This window comes from Streptomyces sp. NPDC058653 (genome assembly GCF_042716895.1).
Lineage (GTDB): Bacteria > Actinomycetota > Actinomycetes > Streptomycetales > Streptomycetaceae > Streptomyces.
In genome coordinates this window covers 156,417-180,376 of sequence record NZ_JBHXRM010000003.1, presented here as the reverse complement: position 1 = coordinate 180,376, position 23,960 = coordinate 156,417, and the positions used below count along the sequence as shown (strand labels likewise).

At 71.1% G+C, this 23,960-nt stretch carries 22 protein-coding genes; 12 read left to right on the top strand and 10 right to left on the bottom strand.

Going from position 1 to position 23,960, the window contains the following annotated elements; genetic code table 11:
- The first annotated feature begins 50 nt into the window (after window positions 1-50).
- Complete coding sequence (locus tag ACFWU9_RS04140) at window positions 51-1,151, top strand: chitinase (protein ID WP_384314746.1); 1,101 nt, start codon at window positions 51-53, stop codon at window positions 1,149-1,151.
- An 86-nt stretch (window positions 1,152-1,237) separates the two neighbouring features.
- Here the strand turns inward: ACFWU9_RS04140 and ACFWU9_RS04135 are convergent, their stop codons facing one another.
- The 5 genes from ACFWU9_RS04135 to ACFWU9_RS04115 all read right to left on the bottom strand — a co-directional run bounded on the left by ACFWU9_RS04135 (window position 1,238) and on the right by ACFWU9_RS04115 (window position 6,560).
- Complete coding sequence (locus ACFWU9_RS04135; protein WP_384314745.1) at window positions 1,238-2,548, bottom strand: Nramp family divalent metal transporter; 1,311 nt, start codon at window positions 2,546-2,548, stop codon at window positions 1,238-1,240.
- Between the two features lie 123 nt (window positions 2,549-2,671).
- Entirely contained in the window at window positions 2,672-4,150 is a 1,479-nt protein-coding gene (locus ACFWU9_RS04130) for a GntP family permease (RefSeq protein WP_384314743.1), read from the bottom strand.
- 126 nt (window positions 4,151-4,276) lie between these two features.
- Window positions 4,277-4,696: a RidA family protein gene (locus ACFWU9_RS04125; RefSeq protein ID WP_384314741.1), complete on the bottom strand. Its 420-nt coding sequence runs from the start codon at window positions 4,694-4,696 to the stop codon at window positions 4,277-4,279.
- Window positions 4,693-5,481: an IclR family transcriptional regulator gene (locus ACFWU9_RS04120; RefSeq protein ID WP_384314740.1), complete on the bottom strand. Its 789-nt coding sequence runs from the start codon at window positions 5,479-5,481 to the stop codon at window positions 4,693-4,695. The genes ACFWU9_RS04125 and ACFWU9_RS04120 overlap by 4 nt, the downstream gene beginning before the upstream one ends.
- Complete coding sequence (locus tag ACFWU9_RS04115; protein ID WP_384314738.1) at window positions 5,478-6,560, bottom strand: sugar kinase; 1,083 nt, start codon at window positions 6,558-6,560, stop codon at window positions 5,478-5,480. Before ACFWU9_RS04115 ends, ACFWU9_RS04120 begins: the two co-directional genes overlap by 4 nt.
- A gap of 141 nt (window positions 6,561-6,701) precedes the next feature.
- Here ACFWU9_RS04115 and ACFWU9_RS04110 point away from each other — a divergent pair, with 141 nt between their 5' ends.
- Together ACFWU9_RS04110 and ACFWU9_RS04105 are read left to right on the top strand one after the other, a co-directional pair.
- A complete protein-coding gene (locus ACFWU9_RS04110) occupies window positions 6,702-7,991 on the top strand; it encodes an amino acid deaminase (RefSeq protein WP_384314736.1) in 1,290 nt (429 codons plus the stop codon).
- Window positions 7,992-8,003: 12 nt separating this feature from the next.
- Window positions 8,004-9,662, top strand: a complete 1,659-nt coding sequence (locus tag ACFWU9_RS04105) for an amidohydrolase family protein (RefSeq protein WP_384314734.1) — start codon at window positions 8,004-8,006, stop codon at window positions 9,660-9,662.
- 53 nt (window positions 9,663-9,715) lie between these two features.
- Here the strand turns inward: ACFWU9_RS04105 and ACFWU9_RS04100 are convergent, their stop codons facing one another.
- Window positions 9,716-10,063, bottom strand: coding sequence for a DoxX family protein (locus tag ACFWU9_RS04100; RefSeq protein WP_384314732.1), 348 nt, complete (start codon window positions 10,061-10,063; stop codon window positions 9,716-9,718).
- Window positions 10,064-10,232: 169 nt separating this feature from the next.
- On the opposite strand from ACFWU9_RS04100, the gene ACFWU9_RS04095 reads away from it, so the two are divergent.
- A complete protein-coding gene (locus ACFWU9_RS04095) occupies window positions 10,233-11,093 on the top strand; it encodes a helix-turn-helix domain-containing protein (protein WP_384314730.1) in 861 nt (286 codons plus the stop codon).
- A 27-nt stretch (window positions 11,094-11,120) separates the two neighbouring features.
- On the opposite strand, the gene ACFWU9_RS04090 is transcribed toward ACFWU9_RS04095, so the two are convergent.
- The gene (locus tag ACFWU9_RS04090; protein ID WP_384314728.1) at window positions 11,121-12,767 is read right to left on the bottom strand and encodes a choice-of-anchor I family protein; all 1,647 of its coding nucleotides are present in this window, start codon (window positions 12,765-12,767) and stop codon (window positions 11,121-11,123) included.
- Between the two features lie 181 nt (window positions 12,768-12,948).
- Here ACFWU9_RS04090 and ACFWU9_RS04085 point away from each other — a divergent pair, with 181 nt between their 5' ends.
- From ACFWU9_RS04085 to ACFWU9_RS04050, 8 genes are all read left to right on the top strand, one after another.
- Entirely contained in the window at window positions 12,949-14,160 is a 1,212-nt protein-coding gene (locus ACFWU9_RS04085; RefSeq protein WP_384314726.1) for a pyridoxal phosphate-dependent aminotransferase, read from the top strand.
- A 79-nt stretch (window positions 14,161-14,239) separates the two neighbouring features.
- Entirely contained in the window at window positions 14,240-14,629 is a 390-nt protein-coding gene (locus tag ACFWU9_RS04080; protein ID WP_384314725.1) for a hypothetical protein, read from the top strand.
- Between the two features lie 109 nt (window positions 14,630-14,738).
- Window positions 14,739-15,602 (top strand): MerR family transcriptional regulator, encoded by an 864-nt coding sequence (locus ACFWU9_RS04075; protein WP_384314723.1) that lies wholly within the window; start codon window positions 14,739-14,741, stop codon window positions 15,600-15,602.
- Window positions 15,603-15,647: 45 nt separating this feature from the next.
- Window positions 15,648-16,751 (top strand): hypothetical protein, encoded by a 1,104-nt coding sequence (locus tag ACFWU9_RS04070; RefSeq protein ID WP_384314721.1) that lies wholly within the window; start codon window positions 15,648-15,650, stop codon window positions 16,749-16,751.
- Window positions 16,752-16,767: 16 nt separating this feature from the next.
- On the top strand, window positions 16,768-17,991 hold the full coding sequence (locus ACFWU9_RS04065) for a toxic anion resistance protein (protein WP_384314719.1): 1,224 nt from the start codon (window positions 16,768-16,770) through the stop codon (window positions 17,989-17,991).
- Complete coding sequence (locus tag ACFWU9_RS04060) at window positions 17,988-19,586, top strand: extracellular solute-binding protein (RefSeq protein ID WP_384314717.1); 1,599 nt, start codon at window positions 17,988-17,990, stop codon at window positions 19,584-19,586. The genes ACFWU9_RS04065 and ACFWU9_RS04060 overlap by 4 nt, the downstream gene beginning before the upstream one ends.
- A complete protein-coding gene (locus ACFWU9_RS04055) occupies window positions 19,573-20,181 on the top strand; it encodes a hypothetical protein (protein WP_384314715.1) in 609 nt (202 codons plus the stop codon). Before ACFWU9_RS04060 ends, ACFWU9_RS04055 begins: the two co-directional genes overlap by 14 nt.
- A gap of 48 nt (window positions 20,182-20,229) precedes the next feature.
- A complete protein-coding gene (locus ACFWU9_RS04050; RefSeq protein ID WP_384314714.1) occupies window positions 20,230-20,913 on the top strand; it encodes a hypothetical protein in 684 nt (227 codons plus the stop codon).
- A 4-nt stretch (window positions 20,914-20,917) separates the two neighbouring features.
- Here the strand turns inward: ACFWU9_RS04050 and ACFWU9_RS04045 are convergent, their stop codons facing one another.
- From ACFWU9_RS04045 to ACFWU9_RS04035, 3 genes are all read right to left on the bottom strand, one after another.
- On the bottom strand, window positions 20,918-21,343 hold the full coding sequence (locus tag ACFWU9_RS04045) for a VOC family protein (RefSeq protein ID WP_384314712.1): 426 nt from the start codon (window positions 21,341-21,343) through the stop codon (window positions 20,918-20,920).
- A gap of 62 nt (window positions 21,344-21,405) precedes the next feature.
- Window positions 21,406-21,684, bottom strand: a complete 279-nt coding sequence (locus ACFWU9_RS04040) for a hypothetical protein (protein ID WP_384314710.1) — start codon at window positions 21,682-21,684, stop codon at window positions 21,406-21,408.
- 181 nt (window positions 21,685-21,865) lie between these two features.
- Window positions 21,866-23,764 carry a phosphoenolpyruvate carboxykinase (GTP) gene (locus ACFWU9_RS04035; RefSeq protein WP_384314708.1) on the bottom strand — a complete coding sequence of 633 codons (1,899 nt, stop codon included), beginning with the start codon at window positions 23,762-23,764 and terminating at the stop codon, window positions 21,866-21,868.
- Window positions 23,765-23,960: the final 196 nt, after the last annotated feature.

Sequence of the window (23,960 nt, the reverse complement as noted above, 5' to 3'; positions counted from 1 at the left end):
GGCCTCCGGGCCGGATACGGCCCATCCCGTCGAGACCCTTGACAAGGCCAATGGTCTGGACCAGTTTGTACGTCCAACGGTGGCCACCGTTCCGTACCGCCCCCCACATCTCCCCCCACGGAGGCCATGCAGTGCCCAGGAAAGCGCGACCCCGCACGCTCAAGACCCTTGCCGTGGCAGGCGTTCTCGCCGTCGCCGGGCTGGCCGTACCCGCGGCCAACGCCGCCGACGAGCCCGCGCCGACCGCTGTCGCCGCCCCCGCCGCCGTACCCGCGCACGCCGTGACCGGGTACTGGCAGAACTTCGACAACGGAGCGACCGTCCAGACGCTGGCCGAGGTCCAGGACGAGTACGACATCATCGCCGTCGCGTTCGCGGACGCCACCGGCACGCCGGGACAGGTCGACTTCACCCTCGACTCGGCGGGCCTCGGCGGCTACACCGACGAGCAGTTCAAGGCGGACGTCGCCGCCAAGCAGGCGGCGGGCAAGTCGGTCGTCATCTCCATCGGCGGCGAGAAGGGGACCGTCTCGGTCAACGACGAGGCCTCGGCGAACGCCTTCGCCGACTCGGTGTCCGCGCTGATGGACGAGTACGGCTTCGACGGTGTCGACATCGACCTGGAGAACGGCCTCAACTCCACGTACATGACCCAGGCGTTGAAGTCGATCGCCGGTCGGGCCGGCTCCGGCTTCGTCCTGACGATGGCGCCGCAGACGATCGACATGCAGTCGACGTCCAACGAGTACTTCAAGACGGCGCTGGCCGTGAAGGACATCCTGACCGTCGTCAACATGCAGTACTACAACAGCGGTTCGATGCTCGGCTGCGACGGCCAGGTCTACTCACAGGGCACGGTCGACTTCCTCACCGCCCTCGCCTGCGTCCAGCTCGAAGGCGGACTCGACCCCTCCCAGGTCGGGCTCGGCCTGCCGGCCTCGCCGAGCGCGGCGGGCGGCGGCTATGTCGACCCGGGCGTCGTCAACAACGCCCTGGACTGTCTGACCAAGGGCACCGGCTGCGGGAACTTCAAGCCGTCCACAACCTACCCGGGCCTGCGCGGCGCGATGACCTGGTCCACCAACTGGGACGCGACGGCCGGCAACGCCTGGTCCAAGGCGGTCGGCCCGCACGTCCACGGCCTCCCGTAACCCCACCCCGCACCCCCGAACCACCCCCCACAGACCGGTGGCGCCGTCGGACCCCGACGGCGCCACCGTGTGTTCTCACCCGCGGCTCACCAGGGCAGGTCCCGCACCTGCTGCACGCACAGGACGACGAACAGCAGCCCGCCCGCCGCCAGCATCACGTTGCTCACGATGCCGTTGCGCCACTCGGCGGGCGTACGCGAGGAGTTGAGCAGCCACAGCAGCGTCAGCGCCAGGAACGGCATGAAGAACGCGCCCAGCACGCCGTAGACGACGACCAGACCGAACGGCTGGTCCAGGAAGAGCAGTCCGATCGGCGGGAAGGTCAGCCAGAGCAGATACGCCCGGAAGGGCACCGACCGCTCGCGCGCACCCGACGCGACCTCCTCGACCGTCCCCTCGCCGACCGCCGTGCCGGTCCTCCGCTCGCGCTGGAAGCGCTCCACGAAGTCCGCGAACATCAGGCTCACGCCGTGCCACACCCCGACCAGCGCGCCGAACGACGTGGCGAAGAAGCCGATCAGGAAGAGCTTGGCCGTCACCGCGCCGAAGCGGTCCTCCAGGATCTTGCCGAGGTCGATGAGACCGCGGTCGCCGGTGGTGAGCGCGATGTGCGAGGAGTGCAGCAGCTCGGCGCCGATGATCAGCATGGCGACGACGAAGACGCCGGTGGTGACGTAGGCGACGCGGTTGTCGATCCGCATCACCTTCATCCAGTTGGTGTTGGTCCAGCCCTTGGCGTTGACCCAGTAGCCGTACGCGGCCATCGTGATCGTGCCGCCGACACCGCCGATCAGGCCGAGCGTGTACAGCAGCGAGCCGTCGGGGAGGACCGGGGCGAGCCCGGCGAAGGCCGCCCCGAGGTCGGGCGCGACGCGTATCGCGACGTACACCACGACCAGGAACTTCATGCCGATGACGACGGTCATGAACTTCTCGAAGACCAGATAGCGGTTGAACCAGACGAAGAACAGCCCGAGGAGACCGAAGACGATCGCCCAGGTCTTCAGGCCGGGACCGTCCGGGAAGAGCGCGACGATCGGCAGGGCGCTCGACGACATGGCGGTCGCGCCGTAGACGAAGCCCCAGACGACCACGTACACCGCGAAGTAGACGGTGGTCCACTGGCCGAGGCTGCGCCAGCCCTCGAAGAGGGTGCGGCCGGTGGCGAGATGCCAGCGGCCGGCCGCCTCGGCGAGCGAGATCTTGACGACGCAGCCGATGACGGCCGCCCAGAGCAGCGTGTAGCCGAACTTGCTGCCCGCGATGAGGGTCGCGACCAGGTCACCGGCGCCGACACCGGTCGCCGCGACGACGATGCCGGGACCGATGTACCTCCAACTCGACTTGCGCGGACCGGACTTGTCCGCGGCCGTACCCCTGTCGGTGATTTCTGCCATGCGTCGACCTCCACACTCGTCCCCGTAAGTGACTTGGGTCACCAAAGCGGGGGGTGGAAGATCGCGCAAGAGGGCGGTCGGTCTCGGTTCCCCTCCGGCCGCCCGGAACAGGTGGTTCCGTACCTAGATGACCAGGCTGAGCAGGGCGGCGACGACGAATCCGGCCACCGAGAGGACCGTCTCCAGCACCGTCCACGACTTGAGGGTGTCGCGCTCGGAGATGCCGAAGTACTTGGCCACCATCCAGAAGCCGCCGTCGTTGACGTGCGAGGCGAAGATCGAACCCGCCGAGATCGCCATGATGATCAGCGCGAGATGCGCCTGCGACATCGACTGGCCCTCCACCAGCGGTACGACGATGCCCGCCGTGGTGACGATCGCGACCGTCGCCGAGCCCTGGGCGACACGCAGCACGACCGAGATCAGCCACGCCAGCACGATGACCGGCAGACCGACGTCGTTGAAGGTGTCGGCGAGCGCGTCGGCGATGCCGCTGCCCTTCAGCACGGCTCCGAAGACCCCGCCCGCGCCGACCACCAGCAGGATGTTGCCGACCGGCTTGAGGGACGCGGTCGAGACGGTCTCCAGCGACCGACGCGACCAGCCGCGCCGGATGCCGAGCAGGTAGTACGCGAGGAACAGCGCGATCGTCAGCGCCACGAAGGGGTGGCCGAAGAACTCGACGACCGAGCGGAGCGTGCTCGGGTCGAGCGCGATGGAGGAGAACGTCGCCAGCAGGATCAGGAGCAGCGGGGTCCCGATGATCGCGAGCACGGTGGCCAGCGCGACCGGCTTCTCGGGCGGGGCGACGCCCGAGGCCCGCTGCTCGGCGGCGACGGCCTCCTTGGCCTCGGCCGCGGCCTCGACCATGTCCTGCGGTACGTCGACGAAGAGGCGCTTTCCGATCCACGCCGCGTAGACCCAGGCGGCGAGCACCGCCGGGACTCCGACGACGGCGCCCATCAGGATGACCCAGCCGAGGTCGACGTCGAAGAGACCGGCGGCGGCGACGGGGCCCGGGTGCGGGGGCAGGAACGCGTGGGTCATGGAGAGACCGGCGAGCAGGGGCATCGCGTACAGCACGATCGATTTGCCGGAGCGCCTGGCCGCCGCGTACACGATCGGCGCGAGGACGAAGATGCCGACGTCGAAGAAGACGGGGATACCGAAGACGACACCGGTGACGCCCATGGCGAGCGGGGCGCGCTTCTCGCCGAAGAGGTTGAGCAGCCGGGTGCTCAACACCTCGGCGCCGCCCGACACTTCGAGGATCGCGCCGAGCATCGTGCCGAGGCCGATGATGATCGCGACATGGCCGAGGATGCCGCCCATGCCCGACTCGATCATCGAGACGGCGGCCGATTTCTGGACCGTGCCGAAGAGTTCGGTCACGGAGAGTCCGGCGGCGAGGCCGACGGCTATGGAGACACCGAGGAGGGCGACGAACGGCTGGAGCCTGACCTTGATGATCAGGACGAGGAGAAGGACGATGCCGAGGACGGCGACGGTCAGCAGACCGGCCGTCCCGTCTATGAGAAGGAGCAGTCCACCGGTGTGCGGCGGAGCCTCGGGGGCGGGGGGTGCGTCGGCGGTGAGCAGCATGAGGGGGGACCTCTTGTTCCGTGCATCAGAGCAGGGGGGATCGCGGCAGGGCGCCCGTGGGGTTCCGGGGAACGGGCGCCCTGCCGTGCGGTGGGGCGGGGGGACGGCGGAAGTACGGGGGCTGGGTCAGCCCAGTACGGCCAGCGCGTCGATCTCGATGAGCAGTCCGGCGGGCAGACCGACGTACACGGTGGTACGGGCGGCCGGCGCGTCCTTGAGGTTCTGCTCCTCGAAGTAGGTGTTGTAGATCTCGTTCATCTCGGCGAAGTGCGCGACGTCCGTGAGGTAGACGCGCAGCATCATCACGTCGTCCCAGCTCGCGTCGCCCGCCTCCAGGACCGACTTGACGTTGGCGAGGGTCTGGAGGGTCTGCTCGCGCAGTGTCGGTCCGGCCACGGTCGGGGCCTCGCCCGGGACGGCCGGCAGGAAGCCGACCTGCCCGGCCACCTGGAGGATGTTGCCCTTGCGGACGCCGTGGGAGAACTTGGCCGGCGGCGCGGCGTGCGTGGCGGGGACGACTGCGGTCTTCGCGGTCTGGTCGCTCATGGGATCTCTTTCTGGAGAGCGGGGGGCGCGGGTACCGGATGGTGCGCGTTTCCGGAGTACTCGCGGCTGATCGCGTCGGCGGTACGGCGCAACAGCGGGAGCAGGGCGAGGAGTTCGTCGGAGGTCACGACCACGTTCGGCGCGGAGACCGACATGGCGGCGACGACCCGGCCGTCCGCACCGCGGACGGGGGCCCCGATGCAGTTGATGGACTCCTCGTGGCCACCGAGGTCGGTGGCCCACCCCTGTTCGCGTACGGTCGCCAGCTCCTTGAGGAAGGCGGCGGCGTTCGGTGTCGAACGGGGGGTGTACATGGGGAAGTCGAGCCGCTCGGCGAGTGCGCGGCGCTCGGCTTCGGACAGGTCGGCGATGAGCAGCTTGGCGACGGCGGCCACGGTGACGGCGACCGGTTTGCCGATCCGGGAGTACATCCTGACGGGGTAGCGGCTCTCGACCTTGTCGATGTAGAGGACCTCGCTGTCCTCTATGACGGCCAGATGGACGGTGTGGCCGCACTGTTCGCCCAGCGCCACCAGGTGCGGGTGGGCGATCTCGCGTACGTCCAGGCTCTCGACGGCCTCCTGCGCGAGGGCGAAGAGCCGGGCGCCCAGGCGGTAGCGCTGGTCCTGCTGGCGGTAGACGAGCCCGTGCTCGTGCAGGGTGCGCAGCAGCCGCAGGGCGGTGGACTTGTGCACGTCGAGCCGCTCGGCGACCTGTCCGAGATCGGCCGGGCCCTGGGCGAGGAGCGGCAGGATGCTCAGCGCGCGGTCGACGGTCCGGCTCATGAGGTGCCCACCGCTTCCCGGCCGGTGGCGCTGTCGGCACCCGGGGCGGTCCAGCCGGGGCCGAGGCGCAGGGTCCCCCATCCGGCGTCGTCCAGTGCGGCGAGGCGGTCGGCGTGCGCGCGGGCGGGCGGGACGCAGACGTCGCCCGCGTCGGTGAGTACGGCGGCGGCCATCAGATGGCCGTGGCGCAGCCGGGCCCCGGTCGGCAGCTCCCGCAGGGTCGCGGAGAGGAAGCCGGCGGCGAAGGCGTCGCCCGCGCCGACGGGTGCCACGACGTCGACGGCCAGCGCGGGTACGGAGGTGACGGTGTCGCTCTCCCCGTCCCGTACGAAGGCGGTCGCGCCGTCCGCGCCCGCCTTCACCACCAGCACCGCCGGTTCGGGCAGTGCCGCCCGTATCGCGGCCGGGCCGCGCAGGTCCCAGAGCTGCGCCGCCTCGTCGTCGCCGACGAAGACGAGGTCGGCGCCGCGCGCGAGGTCGAGCAGCGCGCGCGGACCCGAGCCGTCGCGCCAGAGCGCTGGCCGGTGGTTGACGTCGAAGGAGAGCAGCGGGCGGCCCGCCCGGGGCTCGGCCAGCTCGCGCATCAGGGCGAGGCAGTCGTCGGAGAGCGCGGCGGTGATGCCGGACAGATGCAGGACACGGCCGGACCAGAGGTCCCCGCGGTCCATGGTCGCCGGGGACATGGCGGACGCGGCCGACCCCGCCCGGTAGTAGGCGACCTCGTGGGCGGTGGTGGAACGGTCGGTGGCCGTACGGAAGTAGATGCCGGTCGGGCGGCCGTCGGCGTCGCGGCGTACGCCGGAGGTGTCGACGCCGTACGCGCCGATCGCCTCCACGAGATGGTCGCCGAAGCCGTCCCGGCCGACGCGGCTGATCCACTTCACCCGGTGTCCCGCGGCGGCGAGCGCGCAGGCGACGTTGGACTCGGCGCCGCCGATCGTGCGGGTGAAGGCGGGGACGTCCGCGAGGCGGCCGGGGCGCGAGGGCAGGAAGGTGACCATGGACTCGCCGAGGCAGACGACCTCGGTGGCCTCGGGCCCACCGGGCCTGATCGGGTCCGCTGCTACCGGTGCGGGCACTCGGGGCTCCTCGTTCATCTGTCGGCCGGGGCCGCCGGGGCTCATCATTGACCCGGCGACGGCTCGGATGTTAGACAGCGTCAAGCGTTATACGCAATGGGCGTTGCACATGTTGCAACGAGATCGGTGGAGGAGAGCCCTATGGCGGTCGGCGGACGACTCAGCGAGGAACACCTGAGGGACGAACGTGTCGACCACCGCTTCAAGGGACTGCCGCCCGACGCCGACGGCCTCACGGTCGCCGAGCTGGCGGCCGAGCACCGCAACCTCTTCACCGGCGGCTTCACCACCCCGGTGCTCGCCCTCTCCGCCGAGTCCCTCACCCATAACCTCGCGCTGCTGGAGACGTACTCCGAGCGCCACGGCCTCGCGTTCGCCCCGCACGGCAAGACGTCCATGTCCCCCCAGCTCTTCGCGCGCCAACTCGACTACGGCGCCTGGGGGATCACCGCCGCGCTCCCCCACCAGGTGCGTGTGTACCGGGCGTTCGGCATCCAGCGGATCTTCCTCGCCAACGAGGTCGTCGACGCGGTCGCGCTGCGCTGGCTCTCGGCGGAGCTGGACGGCGACCCGGGCTTCCGCTTCATCTGCTACGTCGACTCCGTGCGCGGCGTGGAGCTGATGGACGAGGCGCTGCGCGCGGCGGGCGGCTCACGCCCCGTGGACGTCGTCGTGGAGCTGGGCGCGGGCGAGGGCGCGCGGACCGGCGTCCGCAAGGAGGCGGAGTGCGCTCTGGTCGCCGACGCCGTGGCCGCCACCGGCACGCTGCGGCTGGTGGGCGTCGCCGGTTACGAGGGCGAGGTGCCGCACGCCGACAACGACACCGTGCGCGCCTGGCTGCGCCGGCTGACGGCGCTGGCCGCCGAGTTCGACGCGGCGGGCCGGTTCTCGGGGACCGTCGACGAGGTGGTGGTCAGCGCGGGCGGCAGCGCGTGGTTCGACGCGGTCGCCGATGTCTTCGCCGAGATCCCGACGCTCTCGCGGCCCGTACTGAAACTGCTGCGCTCCGGCGCGTACGTCTCGCACGACGACGGCCACTACAAGCGGCTGACCCCGTTCAACCGGATCCCGGCCGAGGGCGCGCTCCAGCCGGCCTTCCGGCTCTGGGCCCAGGTGATCTCCCGCCCGTCGCCCGAGCAGGCGTTCGTCAACGCGGGCAAGCGGGACGCGGCGTACGACCTCGACCTGCCGGAGGCGCAGGTGGTGCGCTCGGCGCGCACCGGCGAGATCCGTCCCGCGCGCGGCATCACGGTCACCGGTCTGTCCGACCAGCACGGCAAGCTGCACACCTCTCCCGACGCGGTGATCGAGGTCGGCGACTGGGTGGGCTTCGGCCTCTCCCACCCGTGCACGTCGTTCGACAAGTGGCAGCTGATCCCGCTGGCCGACGCGGACGGCACGGTCACCGACCTCATCCGTACGTTCTTCTAGGAGCCGCTCGCCATGGACCTCGTCATACGGGACGCGACCGTCGTCGACGGCACGGGCCAGGACTCCTACCGGGCGGACGTCGGGGTCACCGACGGCCGGATCGCCGAGATCCGGCGGGCCGCCCCCGGCGCCGCGCCCCGGCTCTCCGGCGCGCGGGTCCTGGACGCCGGGGGCCTCGCCCTCGCCCCCGGCTTCATCGACATGCACGCGCACAGCGACCTCGCGCTGCTGCGCGACCCCGACCACTCGGCCAAGGCCGCGCAGGGCGTCACCCTTGAGGTGATCGGTCAGGACGGGCTGTCGTACGCCCCCGTCGACGACGCCACGCTCACCGAGGTCCGCAGGGCGATCACCGGCTGGAACGGCGGCGCGCCCGGGGACACCTCGGTCGACTTCGACTGGCGCTCGGTCGGCGAGTACCTGGACCGGCTCGACCACGGCTTCGACGGCCACGGCATCGCGGTCAACGCGGCCTATCTCGTGCCGCAGGGCACGGTCCGGATGTACGCGGTCGGCCAGGACGACCGCCCCGCGACCCCGGCCGAGCTGGACCATATGCGGCGGCTGGTGGCCGAGTCCCTGGAGCAGGGCGCGGTCGGCATGTCGTCGGGGCTGACGTACACCCCGGGCATGTACGCGGACGACGCCGAACTCACCGAGCTGTGCCGGGTGGTGGCCCGCTACGACGGCTACTACTGCCCGCACCACCGCAGTTACGGGGCGGGCGCCCTGCGCGCGTACGAGGAGATGGTGGACCTCTCGCGCGGCGCCGGCTGCGCGCTCCATCTCGCCCACGCCACCATGAACTTCGGTGTGAACAAGGGCAGGGCCCCCGATCTGATCGCCCTGCTGGACAAGGCGCTGGACGAGGGGGCCGACATCTCCCTCGACACCTATCCCTACACCCCGGGCTGTACGACGCTCGTGGCGATGCTGCCCAGTTGGGCGAGCGCGGGCGGCCAGGACGCGATCCTGGAGCGGCTGCGGGACGCGTCGACGGCGGAGAGGATCCGCCACCACATGGAGGAGATCGGCGCGGACGGCTGCCACGGCGTGCCCATCGAGTGGGACACCATCGAGATCTCCGGGGTGTCCGACCCGGCCCTCACCGCGCATGTCGGCCGGACGATCGCCGAGACGGCGCGGCTGCGCGGCGAGAGCGGCTGGCTGACCGCCCGCAGGCTGCTCATCGACGACCGGCTCGGCTCGACGATCCTCCAGCACGTCGGGCACGAGGAGAACGTGCGGGAGATCATGCGCCACCGGGTGCACACGGGCGGCAGTGACGGCATCCTCCAGGGCGCGAAGCCGCACCCGCGCGCCTACGGCACGTTCCCGCGGTATCTCGGCCGGTACGTACGGGAGTTGGGCGTCCTGTCGCTGGAGGAGTGCGTGGCCCACCTGACCTCGCGCCCGGCCGCCCGACTGCGCCTGCGGGACCGCGGCCTGGTCCGCGAGGGTCACCGCGCGGACCTGGTGCTCTTCGACCCGGAGACGGTGGCGGCGGGCTCGACCTTCGCCGAGCCGCGCGTCCTTCCGGTGGGCATCCCGCACGTACTGATCGACGGCCGCTCCGTGATCGAGGACGGACGGCGTACGGACGTCCTGGCCGGGCGATCGGTACGGCGTACGGACGTCCTGGCCGGGCGATCGGTACGGCGTACGGCCTGAGGCGCGGGCCGGGCCGGCCACGCGGTGGCGAGTGAGGCGCGGGCCCCGTCCGGCTACGCGGTGGCGAGCCGGGTGATGAGCGCGGCGACGGCCAGGACGACGAAGACCGCCGGCGGCGCGATCACGTAGTCCTTCGCCTTGACGTGGTAGTAGACCGCGCCGAGGAAGTACAGGACGACGCCGATCGCCGCCGCCGCTCCGATGAACGGGATCCAGAGACCGACGACCAGCCCCACGGCGCCCGCCGCCTTGAGCGAGGCGAGCCGCGGGAGCCAGGAGTCCGGTACGCCGAGCTTCGTCATGTTGGCGGCGATCGTGGCGTTGCGGGTCGCCATGGCGACTGCCGAGGCGCTGAGCGCGACGGCGAGCAGGATGCCGACGACGGCATGGGCGATGAACACGGAGGGCCTCTCGGAGGACGTACGGGGTGGGCGTGCCGGACAACGGCCGCGGTGTCGTGTCCGGTGTCGGGCCCCACCCTGTGCGCGCCGGCCGCCGGGAGGAAGGCCGGGCCGAGGCTGGTAGTGCCAGGGCTACGATCCGCCGCGCGCGCGGGCGTACATTGCCCGGGTGAGCGACAGTGAGCTTGGGCGTTTCCTGCGGGCGCGACGCGAGAGTGTGACCCCCGCCGACGTGGGGCTGACCGCCGGCAGCCGGCGGCGTACGCCCGGCCTGCGCCGGTCCGAACTGGCGATGCTCGCCGGGATCAGCGTCGAGTACCTGGCCCGGCTGGAGCAGGGCCGGGACCGCCATCCCTCCCCGGAGATCCTGGCGGCGCTCGCGGACGCGCTGCGGCTGTCCGTCGAGGCGCGCGGCGAGCTGTTGCAGGTCGTTAAGGTGACGATGGGCACCCGCAAGCTCTGCCTCGGCACGGTCCGTCCGCCGGACCGCGAGGTGCGGCCCTCGCTGCGGGCCCTGCTCGACCTGCTGGAGCCCGCGCCGGCCGCGCTGCTGAACCGGCTGGGCGAGGTGGTGGCCCGCACCGCCGGTTACGAGCGGCTCTTCGGCCCCCTGGGTCTGCTGGACCCGCCCGCGCCGAGCCTGCCCCGGTTCGTGTTCACCGATCCCCGGGCCCGCGACGCGTACCCCGAGTGGGAGCGCGTCGCCGACGCTCTGATCGCCCGGATCAGGACCGACTCCCTGCCGGACGACCCGGATCTGATCGCGCTCGTCGAGGAGCTGACCCTGCTGGCGGGCGCCCCGTTCACCGAGCGGTGGAAGCAGCGGCTGCGCGCGCCCGGGCACGCCGGGGTGCGTCGGCTGACGCACCCCGGCGCGGGTGAGCTGCGGCTGGCGGACGAGACCCTGGAGCTGCCCGAGGGGGACGGCTTCCGCCTCGTCGTCCATCTGCCGGCGGACGAGCCCACGGCCGCAGCGCTGGACGCGCTCGCGGGCCGCAGGCCGGGCGCGCTGCGCGCCGTCGCCGGGTGAGCCCGTGAGCCCCTGTTCCCGGGTTCCTCAGCGGACCCGGTAGATCGAGGTCGTACCGCTGATCTCGTTGCCGACGACCAGCAGCGCGTCACCCGTCGGGCTGTCCTTCGCCTGGACGAAGAGCACACCCTCCGGACCCAGGTCGCCCGCCGTGCCGGCCTCCGGGTCGCCGCCGAAGTCACGGGAGTTGACGTATCCGGCGGCCTTCGGGCGGCGCGGGTCGCTCAGGTCGTACGCCGCGATGCCGCCGGGCCGCTCCAGACCGACGAAGGCGTACGTCGTGCCGCGCACCGATCCGGTGGTGATGCCCTCCGGCTCGGGGCCCTTGCTGTCGCTGCGGCTGTCGGGGTCGTTCTCGGCGTTGTCGGTGTTGAAGTCCTCCGGGAACGCCTTCGCCGTCAGCTGCTCCAGGTCGTCGCCGGAGTCCCAGACGAGCCGGCCGCGCTCGTCGCGTACGGAGATCGAACGGCCGCCCAGCGAGTTCAGCTCGGTGACCCGGCCCTGGCTGTCCGTGGGCGAGGTGCTGGTGATGTTGAGACGGCCGAGCGCGTCGTCCTCCTGGAGCGCGGCGGCGTCCGGGAACGCCTTCGGGTTCAGCTCGACGTCCTTGACCCGCACCTCCTCGGCGAAGCAGTCCCACTCGCGGGCGTCGCCCTCGTTCGCGCTGACGGTGTACTCGCCGCCGCGCGCGGTGAAGGCGTGGATCCCGTCGGGCTTGTAGAGGCCCTTGACCGGCCAGGTGCGGATGTTGACGCCGTCCTTGTCGGAGGCGTCCAGGCCGTTGCCCCGCTCCGAGTGGTCCTTCTCGCCGAGCGGGACGATCCTCTCGACCTCGGCGCGGCGCAGATCGACGAGCGCCAGCGCGTTGTTCTCCTGGAGGGTGACCCAGGCGGTCCGGCCGTCCTTGGACACGGCCACGTACTCGGGCTCGATGTCCTGGCTGACGGAGGCGTTCGGGCCGTAGATCAGGACGCCGTCGCGGGTCAGCTCCTTCTTCCTGCGGTCCCACTTCTCGAAACCGGCCGTGCGCGCGGTGGCGCGGCGCAGCTCGCCGTCGCGGCCCCGGCCCCGGTCCAGGTCGATGACGCTGACGGAGCCGACGGGGTCGGTCCCGGCGGGCTCGGTGCCGCCCGGCGCGCAGTACGAGTCGGGCTCGCCCTCGTTCGCGACGACGACGCGGTCACCCTTCGGGGTGAACGTCACCATGTCGGGCAGGGCGCCCACCCGTACCTCGTCCAGCTTGCGGCCGTCGGAGGCGCGGAAGAAGGAGACCGTGCCGCGGTCGGTCTTGGTCCCGGCCTCCTGGGCGACGGCGACCAGACCGTCGTGGACGCTGACGCTGTTGGCGCCCGGGGTGACGAGCTGCCCCGTCCTACGGGGCTTCGCGGGGTTCCGGATGTCGAGGACGTCGACGGTGCCGGCCTGCGCGTTGATGGTGAAGACCCTGCGGGTCCGGGAGTCGTACGCGGTGATCTCCGCGCCGCCCTCGTCGAACTTGCCGCTCTCGTAGCGGCCGAGGAGTGTGAGGTCGAGCGTGCCGCCCTGGTGGCCGGGCTTCCCGTGGCCGTGGCCGCCCCGGTTCTCGACGGTGGCCTGCGCGGAGGGCAGCAGGGCGGTGGTGGCGGCCATGACCGTGACGGTGGCCAGGGCGAGGAGTGTGCTGCGCTTCTTCATGAGCGCTCAGCGTTGTGCGGGGCTCCGCTGCCCGGGTGAACTGTCCGCGCCTCTTCGGTGAACACTGCCTCAACAAAACGTGGGGCCCGGGGCCCCTCCCGGACCCGTCCGTCTCACAGTGCGGACCGACGTGGTCAAAAACACCAGGCGCCCCGCGTTACCCGGTCGTAAGCTCGCCGTCATGCAGGTCATCCAGTCAACCAAGCTCGCCAATGTCTGTTACGAGATCCGGGGTCCCGTCCTCGACGAGGCGATGCGGCTGGAGGCAGCAGGCCACCGCATCCTCAAGCTCAACACCGGGAACCCGGCGGCCTTCGGCTTCGAGTGCCCGCCCGAGATCCTGGAGGACGTCCTCCGCAATCTCGGCGACGCGCACGGATACGGCGATGCCAAGGGGCTGCTCTCCGCGCGGCGCGCGGTGATGCAGCACTACCAGACGAAGAACATCGAGCTCGACGTCGAGGACATCTATCTCGGCAACGGCGTGTCCGAGCTGATCCAGATGTCGATGCAGGCACTGCTCGACGACGGGGACGAGGTCCTCGTACCGGCACCGGACTACCCGCTGTGGACCGCCTCCGTCTCCCTGGCCGGCGGCACGGCCGTGCACTACCGCTGCGACGAGCAGGCGGAGTGGATGCCGGACCTGGCCGACGTCGAGCGCAGGATCACCGACCGCACCAAGGCGATCGTGATCATCAACCCGAACAACCCGACCGGCGCCGTCTACAGCGACGAGATGCTGCTCGGACTCACCGAGATCGCGCGCCGGCACAGCCTGATCGTCTGCTCGGACGAGATCTACGACCGGATCCTGTACGACGGCGCGACCCACACCCCGACCGCCGCCCTCGCGCCGGACCTGCTGACCCTCACCTTCAACGGCCTGTCGAAGAACTACCGCGTCGCGGGCTTCCGCTCCGGCTGGCTGGCGGTCTGCGGCCCGAAGACGCACGCGACCTCGTACATCGAGGGCCTGACGATCCTGGCCAACATGCGGCTGTGCGCCAACATGCCCTCGCAGCACGCGGTGGCGACGGCGCTGGGCGGGCGCCAGTCGATCGACGACCTCGTCCTGCCGGGCGGACGCATCCTGGAGCAGCGGAACACCGCGTACGAACTGCTGACACGGATCCCGGGCGTCACCTGCGTCAAGCCGAAGGGCGCGCTCTATCTCTTCCCCCGGCTCGATCCGAAGGTCTTCAAGATCAAGGACGACCGGCAGATGGTGCTCGACCTGCTGCAACGCGAGAAGATCATGGTCGTGCACGGGACCGGTTTCAACTGGCCCGAGCCCGACCACTTCCGGATCGTCACACTCCCGGCGGCCCCGGAGCTGGCGGACGCGGTGACCCGGATCGGGAACTTCCTGGAGGGCTACTCACAGCCGTAGAGACCCGGTTCGACTCGGCTCAACTTTAGACTGATTCCAATGTAGGATGGCTTCCTGACGACGCCAGGAGACCATCCCCATGTATGAGCCGATCCGTACCAAGTCGGTCCACTCGATGGCCGACACCGACTTCCCCCACCGCAGCCGCGAGGAGGAGCTGGACATCCAGCTCGCCGGCCACCTCGCGGCACTGCTGGCCGTCACCGACGACCTCGGGCTGGACCACGCGGCGGGCCTGATCGCCCACCAGGTCACACGGCTGCGCGGCACACCCCCGACCCGCGTCCCGCACCCCACCACCCCCACACCCGAACTGCACCGCCGCGCTCTGGCCCTGGCGGGCCGCGCCCTGGTGGTCGCGGCGTCCCGCGCGGACACGGCGGCGGCGATCCTCGCGGCCCAGCGGATGGACGCCCACACGGCGGCCCTGCGCTCCCCGGAGGAACACCCGCTGGCCACGGCGCTCTGAGGGCCCAGCCAGGTCATCGGTGAGACCGTCCGGCATGGGTTGCACCTTCCGTAGCGGCATGTGGTCCCGTGGACCTACGTCACGGTCCCTGGAGGAAAGGTCTCCGCCCATGCACTCGTCCTTCGTGCCACCCCGCCAGGTCAAGATCGGTGACGCGGCGGCCTTCGTCGGCAGCACGCCCCGGGCGATTCGCCACTACCACGAGATCGGCCTGCTCCCGGAGCCTGAGCGGGGCGGCGACGGACGCCGCCGTTACGGGTACGAGGACATGATCCGCCTGCTGTGGATCCGCAGGATGGCCGACGCCGGGATCGCCCTGGACGACATCCGTGCCGCCTTCACCACCGGTGCGGACAGCGGAGACGGTATCGACGGCATCCTGGAGCGGCTGGAGGAGACCCTCGCCGAGCAGGAGGCGGAATCGCGGCGGCAGCGGACCGCCGTGCGGCGGATGCGCGCCGAGGGCAGCCGGACCGGTCTGCTCTCCGACTTCGTCACCGAACGCCTCAAGGGCCTGCCCGAGGGCTCCCTGCGCCAGGCGGACCTGGACACTCTGCTGGTCACCGAGCGGATCTTCGGACCGCTCGGCGCGGCCGTCCAGGCCACCCGCTTCGTCGCCCTGGCCACGCATCCCACTCTGCGGGAGGACTCCGACCGCGTCGACGAAGCCGAGGCGGCACTCGACGACAGCGTCGCCGTCGATGATCCACGGGTGGCTCGGGTCGCCGCCGAGCGGCACGCCTTCGAGAACGCCCTGCGGACCGTCATCGAGGAGTCCGGCCTGGACAAGGACGACGACGCCCTCTTCGACGCCTGGGACACCCTGCACCCCGAGACCGCCGCTGACGGCTCCAAGGCGCGGGAGGCCGGCTCCATGAGCGCGTTCGAGGCCATCGGCAAGATGCCGTACGACCTCTCCCCGGCCCGCCTGCGCTGTATGGAGCTGGCCGAGGAACTCTCCAACGTTCCTTAACGGGACGGGTACTTCACGCTCCGTACACCTGACTCGACGCGGAATGTGGGTTTCCGGGAGCACTCTGCGGGTGTGAAACGCATCATAGGCATCGTCCTCGCGGTGCTGCTGATCGGCGGAGTGGCAGCGATCGTCGTGGCGGACCCGGGAAGCGGGGACTCCGGCCCGGCAACGAAGACCGTGCGCGGAGTGATCGGTTCGGAGAAGGCGGAGTTCTTCGCCGACCCCGACGTCGTGGAGGCCCTGGCCGCCCAGGGATTCAAGGTCACCTACGAGACGTCCGGCTCCTGGGCGATGGAGGATCTGTCGCTCGACGGATTCGACTTCTCCTTCCCCTCCTCGAAGGCCCCGGCCGACGAGCTGCGGAAGAAGTCGAAGGTCACCAGCGCGCCGATCCGGCCCTTCTACTCGCCGCTCGTCGTCGTGGCCCACCGTTCGGCCGCCAAGGTCCTCGCGGACAACGGCCTGGCCACCCTCGACGGAGAATCCGGCGGAACGCTGCGGATGGGCCCGTATCTGGCCGCCGCCCGCGCCGACAGGACCTGGCAGCAGCTCAAGGGGTCCGCCGCGCACGCCGAGTTGACCGGGACCGTCTTCATCACCAGCACCGACCCCAACCAGTCCAACTCCGGCGCGCTGTACCTCGCGGCGGCCTCCTACGTCGCCGACGGCGGCCGGGTCGCCACCGACGACGCGGCCGTGAACCGTACGGCTCCGCTCCTCAAGAAGCTGACCGCCGTCCAGGGCGCCCAGCAGACCAGCACCGACGCCCCGTTCCGCGACTTCATCAGCGGCGTCGGCAACCCGCTGGTGCTGGTGTACGAGTCGCAGGTGGCCGCTCTGCTGCTGCAGAAGCAGGACGTCGGCGATCTGGTCGTGCTCTACCCGGACACCACGGTCTCCAGCGACCACACCGTCGTACCGCTCAACGAGGACGGCCGGAAGCTGGGCGAGGCGCTCGCCACCGACAAGCGGCTGCGCGAGCTGGCGGTCCGGCACGGCTTCCGCCCGCAGGGCGCCGCGGCCGAGTTCACCGGGGCGACGGCGGCCCACACCGACTATCTCAACCAGACACTGACCGGGGTCCGACAGGCGCCGGTGCCGACCTCCCAGGTCCTGCACCGGATGGCCGAGAAGGCCCGTTCATGACGGGGGACGAGCAGACATGAGCACCGACACACCTCTCCCGGGCGCGGGCGCCGACGCCGCTCCCGCCCTGATCCTGACCCCGCCGGAGCCGGTGCCCCCGGTCCCTTCGGAGCAGGCTGCGGGACTTGTCCCGGTCGACGACTCCGTACGGGAGGAGATGGCCCGGCGGGCCGCCGAGTACGTGGAGTCGCTGGCCGGACTGGACACGCGCTCGCCCGAGTTCGGCGCCCGGATCCATGAGATCGACGCGCTGGGTGCGAGCGACATCCGCGGCGCCGCCCAGCAGTCCAACCGCATGCTGGACCGCACCGTCCGCTCGCTGGCGAGCGACGGGGAGAACGCGCAGGGCCGTGTCTCGTCGTCGCTGGTCGAACTGCGGCGCACGGTCGAGGACCTGGACCCCCGGGACACCGGCCCGGGCCGCGGCGCGCGCAAGCTGCTCTCCCGGCTGCCCGGCGGCAACAGGCTCCGCGACCATGTCGCCAAGTACGCCTCGTCCCAGCACACGCTCAACCGGATCGTCGGCTCGCTCCGCGGCGGCCAGGACGAACTGCGCCGGGACAACTCCGCGTTGCACACCGAGCGGCTGCGCCTCTGGGAGACCATGGGCAAGCTCCAGGAGTACGTGGTCCTCACCGAGGCCCTCGACGCGGCGATCGAACAGCGCGTGGCCGAGACGCAGTCGACCGACCCCGAGGCCGCCGACGCGCTCCGCGCCGACGTGCTGTTCCCGGTGCGGCAGAAGCACCAGGACCTGCTCACCCAGATCGCGGTCTGCGCCCAGGGGTATCTGGCGATGGACGTCGTCCGCAAGAACAACGAGGAGCTGATCAAGGGCGTCGACCGGGCGGCCACCACGACCGTGTCCGCGCTGCGGATCGCGATCATGCTCGCCTCCGCGCTGGAGAACCAGCGCAAGGTGACCGAGCAGGTCAACGTGTTGCGTTCGACGACGGAGGACCTGATCCGCGGGAACGCCGAGATGCTCGCCACGCAGAGCGGCGAGATCCAGCGCATCGCCGCCGACCCGGCGGTGGGCGCCGAGACGCTCCGGGCGGCGTTCCAGCAGATCTACCGGACGCTGGAGACCATCGACACGTACAAGATCCAGGCGACCGAGTCGATGGCCGCCACCGTGGAGTCCCTGACGGCCGAGCTCCGGACGGCGAGCGGGTACGTGGAGCGCGCCCGGTCGAGCGCGTCGGACGGCCCGGGTGTGCTCGACGGCAGCCGCAGATGAGGGGCCGCACGCGCGCGGCCGGCTGGGCCGCTGTCGTCACCCTGCTGATCTCCTGCACCGCCTGTACCGGCGGGAGCGACGACGGGGACGCCTCCCCCGGACCGGACGAGCGGGGGCCCGCGCGCACGCTCCGGGTCCTGGCCTCCAGCGAACTGTCCGACATGAAGCCGGTCCTGGACGCCGCCCGTGAGGCGACCGGGATCACGGTCAGCCCGACGTACGTCGGGACGCTCGACGGGGCCGAACTCGTCAGCTCCGGGAAGGCGGACGGGAAATACGACGCGGTGTGGCTGTCGTCCAACGACTATCTGCGTCTCGACCCGTCCGTCGTCCCGAGGATCTCCTCGGAGACACCGGTGATGACCTCGCCGGTCGCGCTCGGCGTCAAGGCGGAGACGGTGTCGCGCCTCGGCTGGAACCCGTCCACCGTCACCTGGTCACAGGTGCACCGGGCGGTCGCCGACGGGAAGCTGACGTACGGGATGACCGACCCCGAGCGCTCCAACTCTGGCTTCGCCGCGCTGGTTTCGGTCACCTCCGGCCTCTCGGGCGCCCAGGCGGCGCTCACCGAGGGCCAGATCCGGGAGGCGACGCCGAGGCTCAGGGAGTTCTTCGCCGGCCAGGAGCTGACCTCCGGCTCGTCGGGCTGGCTCGCCTCCGCGTACGAGCGGCGCGGCACGGTCGACGCGATGGTGAACTACGAGTCGGTGCTGCTGTCCCTGAACCGCGACGAGGGTGGCGACGCCGGCTCCCGGCTGACGGTGATCCGTCCCAAGGACGGCGTGGTCACGGCCGACTACCCGTTCACCCTTCTCACCTCCGCCGACGAGGGGGCGCGCGAGGCGGGCCGTGAGCTGACGGAGTATCTGCGCGGTCCGGAGGCCCAACAGGCCATCACCACCCGGACGTTGCGCCGTCCGGTGGTGACGTCGGTGAAGCCCGCCCCGGGCATCGGCCGGGAGGGCCGCCGCGAACTGCCCTTCCCCGGCTCGCGTTCGGTGGCCGACGGCCTCCTCGACGCGTACGAGAACGAACTCCGCCGCCCCTCGCGCACCGTGTACGTCCTGGACACCTCGGGCTCCATGGACGGCGACCGACTGGCCCGGCTGAAGTCGGCGCTCGGCGAACTGACCGGCGACTTCCGGGAGCGGGAGGAGGTCACGCTGATGCCCTTCGGCTCGGCCGTGAAGCAGATCCGTACCCGTACCATCGACCCCGGGGACCCCTCGGCCGCCGTCGCCGCGCTCGACGCGGACATCGCGGCGCTCTCCGCCCAGGGCGACACCGCGATCTACAGCAGCCTCAAGGAGGCGTACGGGGTGATCGGGGCCCCTCGGAACAGCGGCCCGTCGTTCACCTCGATCGTCCTGATGACGGACGGCGAGAACACGGCGGGAGACGCGGCGTCCGGCTTCGACTCCTTCTACCGGGCACTGCCGGCGGGCCAGCGCCGGACGCCGGTCTTCCCCATCCTGTTCGGCGACTCCGACCGCCGGGAGCTGACGGACATCGCGACGCTGACGGGCGGCCGGCTGTTCGACGCGAACAAGGGCTCGCTGGACGGGGCCTTCGAGGAGATCCGTGGCTACCAGTAGGATCCTGCGCTACGTCGAATCCCGGAAGAACCTGACCGGCTCCGTCTTCGGCCTGGTGGGCCTCGGTCTGACCGTCGCCGGCCTGGCGGGCAGCCTCTGGCCGGTGGTGGTCGGCGGGCTGTACGCCGCGGGCGCGCTCATCGCCCCGCCGGAGCGCCCGGACACCCCGGAGTTCGCCCGGCCCTCGGAACAACTGGAGGAGCTGCGCCAGGACTTCGCCAAGCTCAGGGACTATCTGACCGAGGTGTCGCTGCCCGCGCCGGCGGCCGGCCGGCTGACCGATCTGAACGAGCTGATCACCTCGCTCCTCGACCCGGGCTGGGTCGCCGACGCCCTGATCACCGACCCGGAGGCGGTGCACAGCCTGTCCCGCGCGATCCGCCAGGACATCCCGGAATCGGTCGACGCGTACGTCCGTACCCGCTGGTGGAGCCGGCTGCAACCGTCCGCCGAGCCGCCGGAGCACCATCTGGAACGCCAGTTGACGGTCCTGCACGACGAGGCGCACGCGCTGGCGGCCGGCATCCACGAGGCGGAGGCCCGCCGTCAGGAGTCCCACACCCACTACCTGGAGGAACGCCGCCAGGCTCCCTGAGCCGGCGGTCGCGGACACCGCCTGACAGTGAGGGGCCGTCAGCCCAGGATGCGCCGTGCAACCATCGACCGGGGGGACTCCATGCTTGCGCGGCAGTACGGCTATCCGATCTCGGCGGGGGCGGCGCGGGATACGCCCGGTGTGCTGGGGCGGGTGGACGAACTCTGCGCGCCACGCCCCAAGGACTGGATCGGTTTCGGCTGCGTTGTGCTTCTCGCCTCGGGATTCACGGTGACCGCGTTCCTCGTGTCCCTCATTGCCGCGAAGGCCGTGGCGGGCCTGGGCGCGCTGCTGTTCTGGTTGGCCGCGGGGTCCGCCCTCCACGGAGCCCTCACCGGGCAGCCGTTCCGCAAACCCGCGCGTGAGGCTCTGGCCCGTCCCTGGCAGCTCTGGCCCTGCCGACTGGTCGATCGTCAAGAGGCCTTCTCCGGGGGGAGGCAGTACCTGGAGCTCCTGGCACCGGACAGATCGGTCGCGGCGAGCTTCCACACGAAGGTGCCCGAGGAGGTCGTCTATGCGATGACCGATGGCGTCGGCGTGCTCCTGATCGCGGGCGACCTGCGCTACTTCTGCGTCGCGGCCATGCCCGACGGCCGGTCGCTCTTCCTTCTGGGCAAGCGGAAGCACCAGGCCCAGCCACAGCCCGCACCGCCCCGTGCCTCCTCGGACCCGCTGCTGGACGGGGTCATCGGCCAGGCGCGATCGGCGATCATCGGTGATCTGCTGGGCTGAGCGCTCAGCGGACCGGTTCGCCGATGCCCAGCATGTTTCCCTCGCTGTCGCGGAACCACGCGCCGCGTTCGCCCCTGGCGCCCTTGCTCGGGTAGTTGCCCTCGACCTCGGCGACGCCGTCCCTGGTGACGAGTCCGGGGACGTCGACGTCCTCGAACGACACGCCCCGGCGCCTGAGTTCGGCCATGACCGTGTCGATGTCGTCGACCTCCAGCGCCATCTGCGTGAACGTGCCTGGCGAGGCGCCCGTCGACCGGAAGAGGACGAATTCCGTGCCCGCGCAGCGGTAGAGGAGGCCGCCGGGGCGTTCGTCGACCGGGTCCAGGCCCAGCTTCTCGGCGTAGAAACGGCGGGCCCGGTCCAGGTCCTGGGCCGGGAGCCGGGTTGCCACGCGGGCATGGGCGAGGAGGTTCGTACCGTCGGTGCTCATGGGTCCACTGTGCCGTGGACGGCCGGCGCGAGGGCCCGCGAACCGGTGGGCGGCCCGAAGATTCAGCGGGTCGGCCCACCCGGCACGCGGAGGAGTTCATGGCCCGGCAGTGACAGCCGCATCCGGCACTGGTCCTCCGCCTCGACGGCCACCGGGATGCCCCAGTGCGCGCTGAGCATCTGGCCCACCGCGACGAGGCGTTGGCGCTCCACCGGGGAGTGGGCCGGGAAGCCGGTCCAGTTCTGGTCGGCGATCGCGTTGCCGAGTTCGGTGAACAGCGTCGCCCGTGCACGGCGTTCCTCGTCGGGGGTCAGCGGGGTGGGGCCCGGCTCCGGATCCATCGGTCGGACGTTGTACAGGTCGCGGATCACGGTGGTCCCCCGTCGGTGTGGCGCGCCGGTCACCCCGAGGGTATCGCCGAGACCCCCGGAGCCGTGAGGGATGGGCTCCGGGGGCCGCTTTCGGAGGGTGGTCCGGCCGCGCCCGCGCGGGCGCGGGCGCGGGGTCGGGCCGGGCGCGGGGTCAGGCCAGGCGGTTCACCAGGGCGTGGTACTCGTCCCACAGCTCCGGCGGCGTGTGCGTACCGAAGGTGTTCAGATGGTCCGGGATCAGGGACGCCTCCTCCCGCCAGACCTCCTTGTCCACGGTCAGGAGGAAGTCCATGTCCTCCTCCGAGAGCGCCAGGCCCTTGGTGTCCAGGGCGCCCTTCGCCGGGAGGACGCCGATCGGGGAGTCGACGCCCTCGCCCTTGCCCTCCAGGCGCTCCACGATCCACTTCAGTACGCGGCCGTTCTCGCCGAAGCCGGGCCAGACGAACTGGCCCGTGTCGTTCTTGCGGAACCAGTTGACGTAGTAGATCTTCGGGAGCTTCGCCTCGTCGCCCTTGGCGGCGGCCGTGGCGCCGATCCTGACCCAGTGGGCCATGTAGTCGCCCATGTTGTAGCCGCAGAACGGCAGCATCGCGAACGGGTCGCGGCGCAGCTCACCCACCTTGCCCTCGGCTGCCGCGGTCTTCTCGGAGGCGACGTTCGCGCCGAGGAAGACACCGTGCTGCCAGTTGAACGACTCCGTCACCAGCGGTACGGCGGAGGCGCGCCGGCCGCCGAAGAGGATCGCCGAGATCGGGACGCCCCTGGGGTCCTCCCACTCGGGCGCGATGATCGGGCACTGGCCCGCGGGGACGGTGAAGCGGGCGTTGGGGTGGGCGGCCGGGGTCTCGGACGCGGGCGTCCAGTCGTTGCCCTTCCAGTCCGTGAGGTGCGCGGGCGGCTCCTCGGTCATGCCCTCCCACCACACGTCGCCGTCGTCGGTGAGCGCCACGTTGGTGAAGACGGAGTTGCCCCACATCGTCTTCATCGCGTTGGCGTTGGTGTGCTCACCGGTGCCCGGCGCCACCCCGAAGAAGCCCGCCTCCGGGTTGATCGCGTACAGCCTGCCGTCCTCGCCGAACCGCATCCACGCGATGTCGTCGCCGATCGTCTCGACCGTCCAGCCGGAGATGGTGGGCTCCAGCATGGCGAGGTTGGTCTTGCCGCAGGCCGAAGGGAAGGCGGCGGCGACGTACTTGCTCTCCCCGCGCGGCGGCGTGAGCTTGAGGATCAGCATGTGTTCGGCGAGCCAGCCCTCGTCGCGCGCCATCACGGAGGCGATGCGCAGCGCGTAACACTTCTTGCCCAGCAGCGCGTTGCCGCCGTATCCCGAGCCGTACGACCAGATCTCCCGGTCCTCGGGGAAGTGCGAGATGTACTTGGTGGTGTTGCACGGCCACGGCACGTCGGCCTCGCCGGGGGCGAGCGGCGCGCCGAGGGTGTGGACGGCCTTCACGAAGAAGCCGTCGTCGCCGAGTTCGTCGAGGACCGGCTGTCCCATCCGCGTCATGGTGCGCATGGAGACCGCGACATAGGCGGAGTCGGTGATCTCGACGCCGATCGCGGAGAGCGGTGAGCCGACCGGTCCCATGCAGAACGGGACGACGTACATGGTCCGTCCGCGCATCGAGCCGCGGAAGACGCCCTGCTCGCCGGTGAAGGCCTCGCGCATCTCGGCGGGAGCCTTCCACTTGTTCGTGGGGCCCGCGTCCTCCTCGCGCTCGGAGCAGATGAAGGTGCGGTCCTCGACGCGCGCCACGTCGGTGGGGTCGGAGGCCGCGTAGTACGAGTTGGGGCGCTTGATCGGGTCGAGCTTCGTGAACGTGCCCTTCGCCACGAGCTCTTCGCAGAGGCGCTCGTACTCGGCTTCCGAGCCGTCGCACCAGACCACCCGGTCCGGCCGGGTCAGGGCCGCGATCTCGTCGACCCAGGAGAGCAGCTCCGGGTGACGGGTCGAACCGGTCCGGCCGACGGGACCCGCCTGACCGGAGGGACCGGTCGGTTCCTCGGGACTGAGGGGGTCTTCGCTGGAGAGCTCTGCGTCGCGCGCCACGGTTACTCCTTGATGAGGGTTTGTAGGTGTATGCCCCGTGGGGGCTGCGACCCGGACGCTTCGTTACCGCTCATCCGGTGCCGACCGCACTCATTTGATCATCCGACTCCCGCGCCCATCTGTCCAGAGGGCCGCACACGTGAGCATCGCCACTCCGTGCTCCTCCTCGTACGAGAGGGTGGGTAAGCAGCCATCC

Coding starts and splice junctions, on each gene's coding strand:
- ACFWU9_RS04140 (WP_384314746.1), top strand. CDS start 51: ATGGTCTGGACCAGTTTGTACGTCCAACGGTGGCCACCGTTCCGTACC.
- ACFWU9_RS04135 (WP_384314745.1), bottom strand. CDS start 2,548: ATGGCAGAAATCACCGACAGGGGTACGGCCGCGGACAAGTCCGGTCCG.
- ACFWU9_RS04130 (WP_384314743.1), bottom strand. CDS start 4,150: ATGCTGCTCACCGCCGACGCACCCCCCGCCCCCGAGGCTCCGCCGCAC.
- ACFWU9_RS04125 (WP_384314741.1), bottom strand. CDS start 4,696: ATGAGCGACCAGACCGCGAAGACCGCAGTCGTCCCCGCCACGCACGCC.
- ACFWU9_RS04120 (WP_384314740.1), bottom strand. CDS start 5,481: ATGAGCCGGACCGTCGACCGCGCGCTGAGCATCCTGCCGCTCCTCGCC.
- ACFWU9_RS04110 (WP_384314736.1), top strand. CDS start 6,702: ATGGCGGTCGGCGGACGACTCAGCGAGGAACACCTGAGGGACGAACGT.
- ACFWU9_RS04105 (WP_384314734.1), top strand. CDS start 8,004: ATGGACCTCGTCATACGGGACGCGACCGTCGTCGACGGCACGGGCCAG.
- ACFWU9_RS04090 (WP_384314728.1), bottom strand. CDS start 12,767: ATGAAGAAGCGCAGCACACTCCTCGCCCTGGCCACCGTCACGGTCATG.
- ACFWU9_RS04085 (WP_384314726.1), top strand. CDS start 12,949: ATGCAGGTCATCCAGTCAACCAAGCTCGCCAATGTCTGTTACGAGATC.
- ACFWU9_RS04080 (WP_384314725.1), top strand. CDS start 14,240: ATGTATGAGCCGATCCGTACCAAGTCGGTCCACTCGATGGCCGACACC.
- ACFWU9_RS04075 (WP_384314723.1), top strand. CDS start 14,739: ATGCACTCGTCCTTCGTGCCACCCCGCCAGGTCAAGATCGGTGACGCG.
- ACFWU9_RS04065 (WP_384314719.1), top strand. CDS start 16,768: ATGAGCACCGACACACCTCTCCCGGGCGCGGGCGCCGACGCCGCTCCC.
- ACFWU9_RS04060 (WP_384314717.1), top strand. CDS start 17,988: ATGAGGGGCCGCACGCGCGCGGCCGGCTGGGCCGCTGTCGTCACCCTG.
- ACFWU9_RS04050 (WP_384314714.1), top strand. CDS start 20,230: ATGCGCCGTGCAACCATCGACCGGGGGGACTCCATGCTTGCGCGGCAG.
- ACFWU9_RS04045 (WP_384314712.1), bottom strand. CDS start 21,343: ATGAGCACCGACGGTACGAACCTCCTCGCCCATGCCCGCGTGGCAACC.
- ACFWU9_RS04040 (WP_384314710.1), bottom strand. CDS start 21,684: ATGGATCCGGAGCCGGGCCCCACCCCGCTGACCCCCGACGAGGAACGC.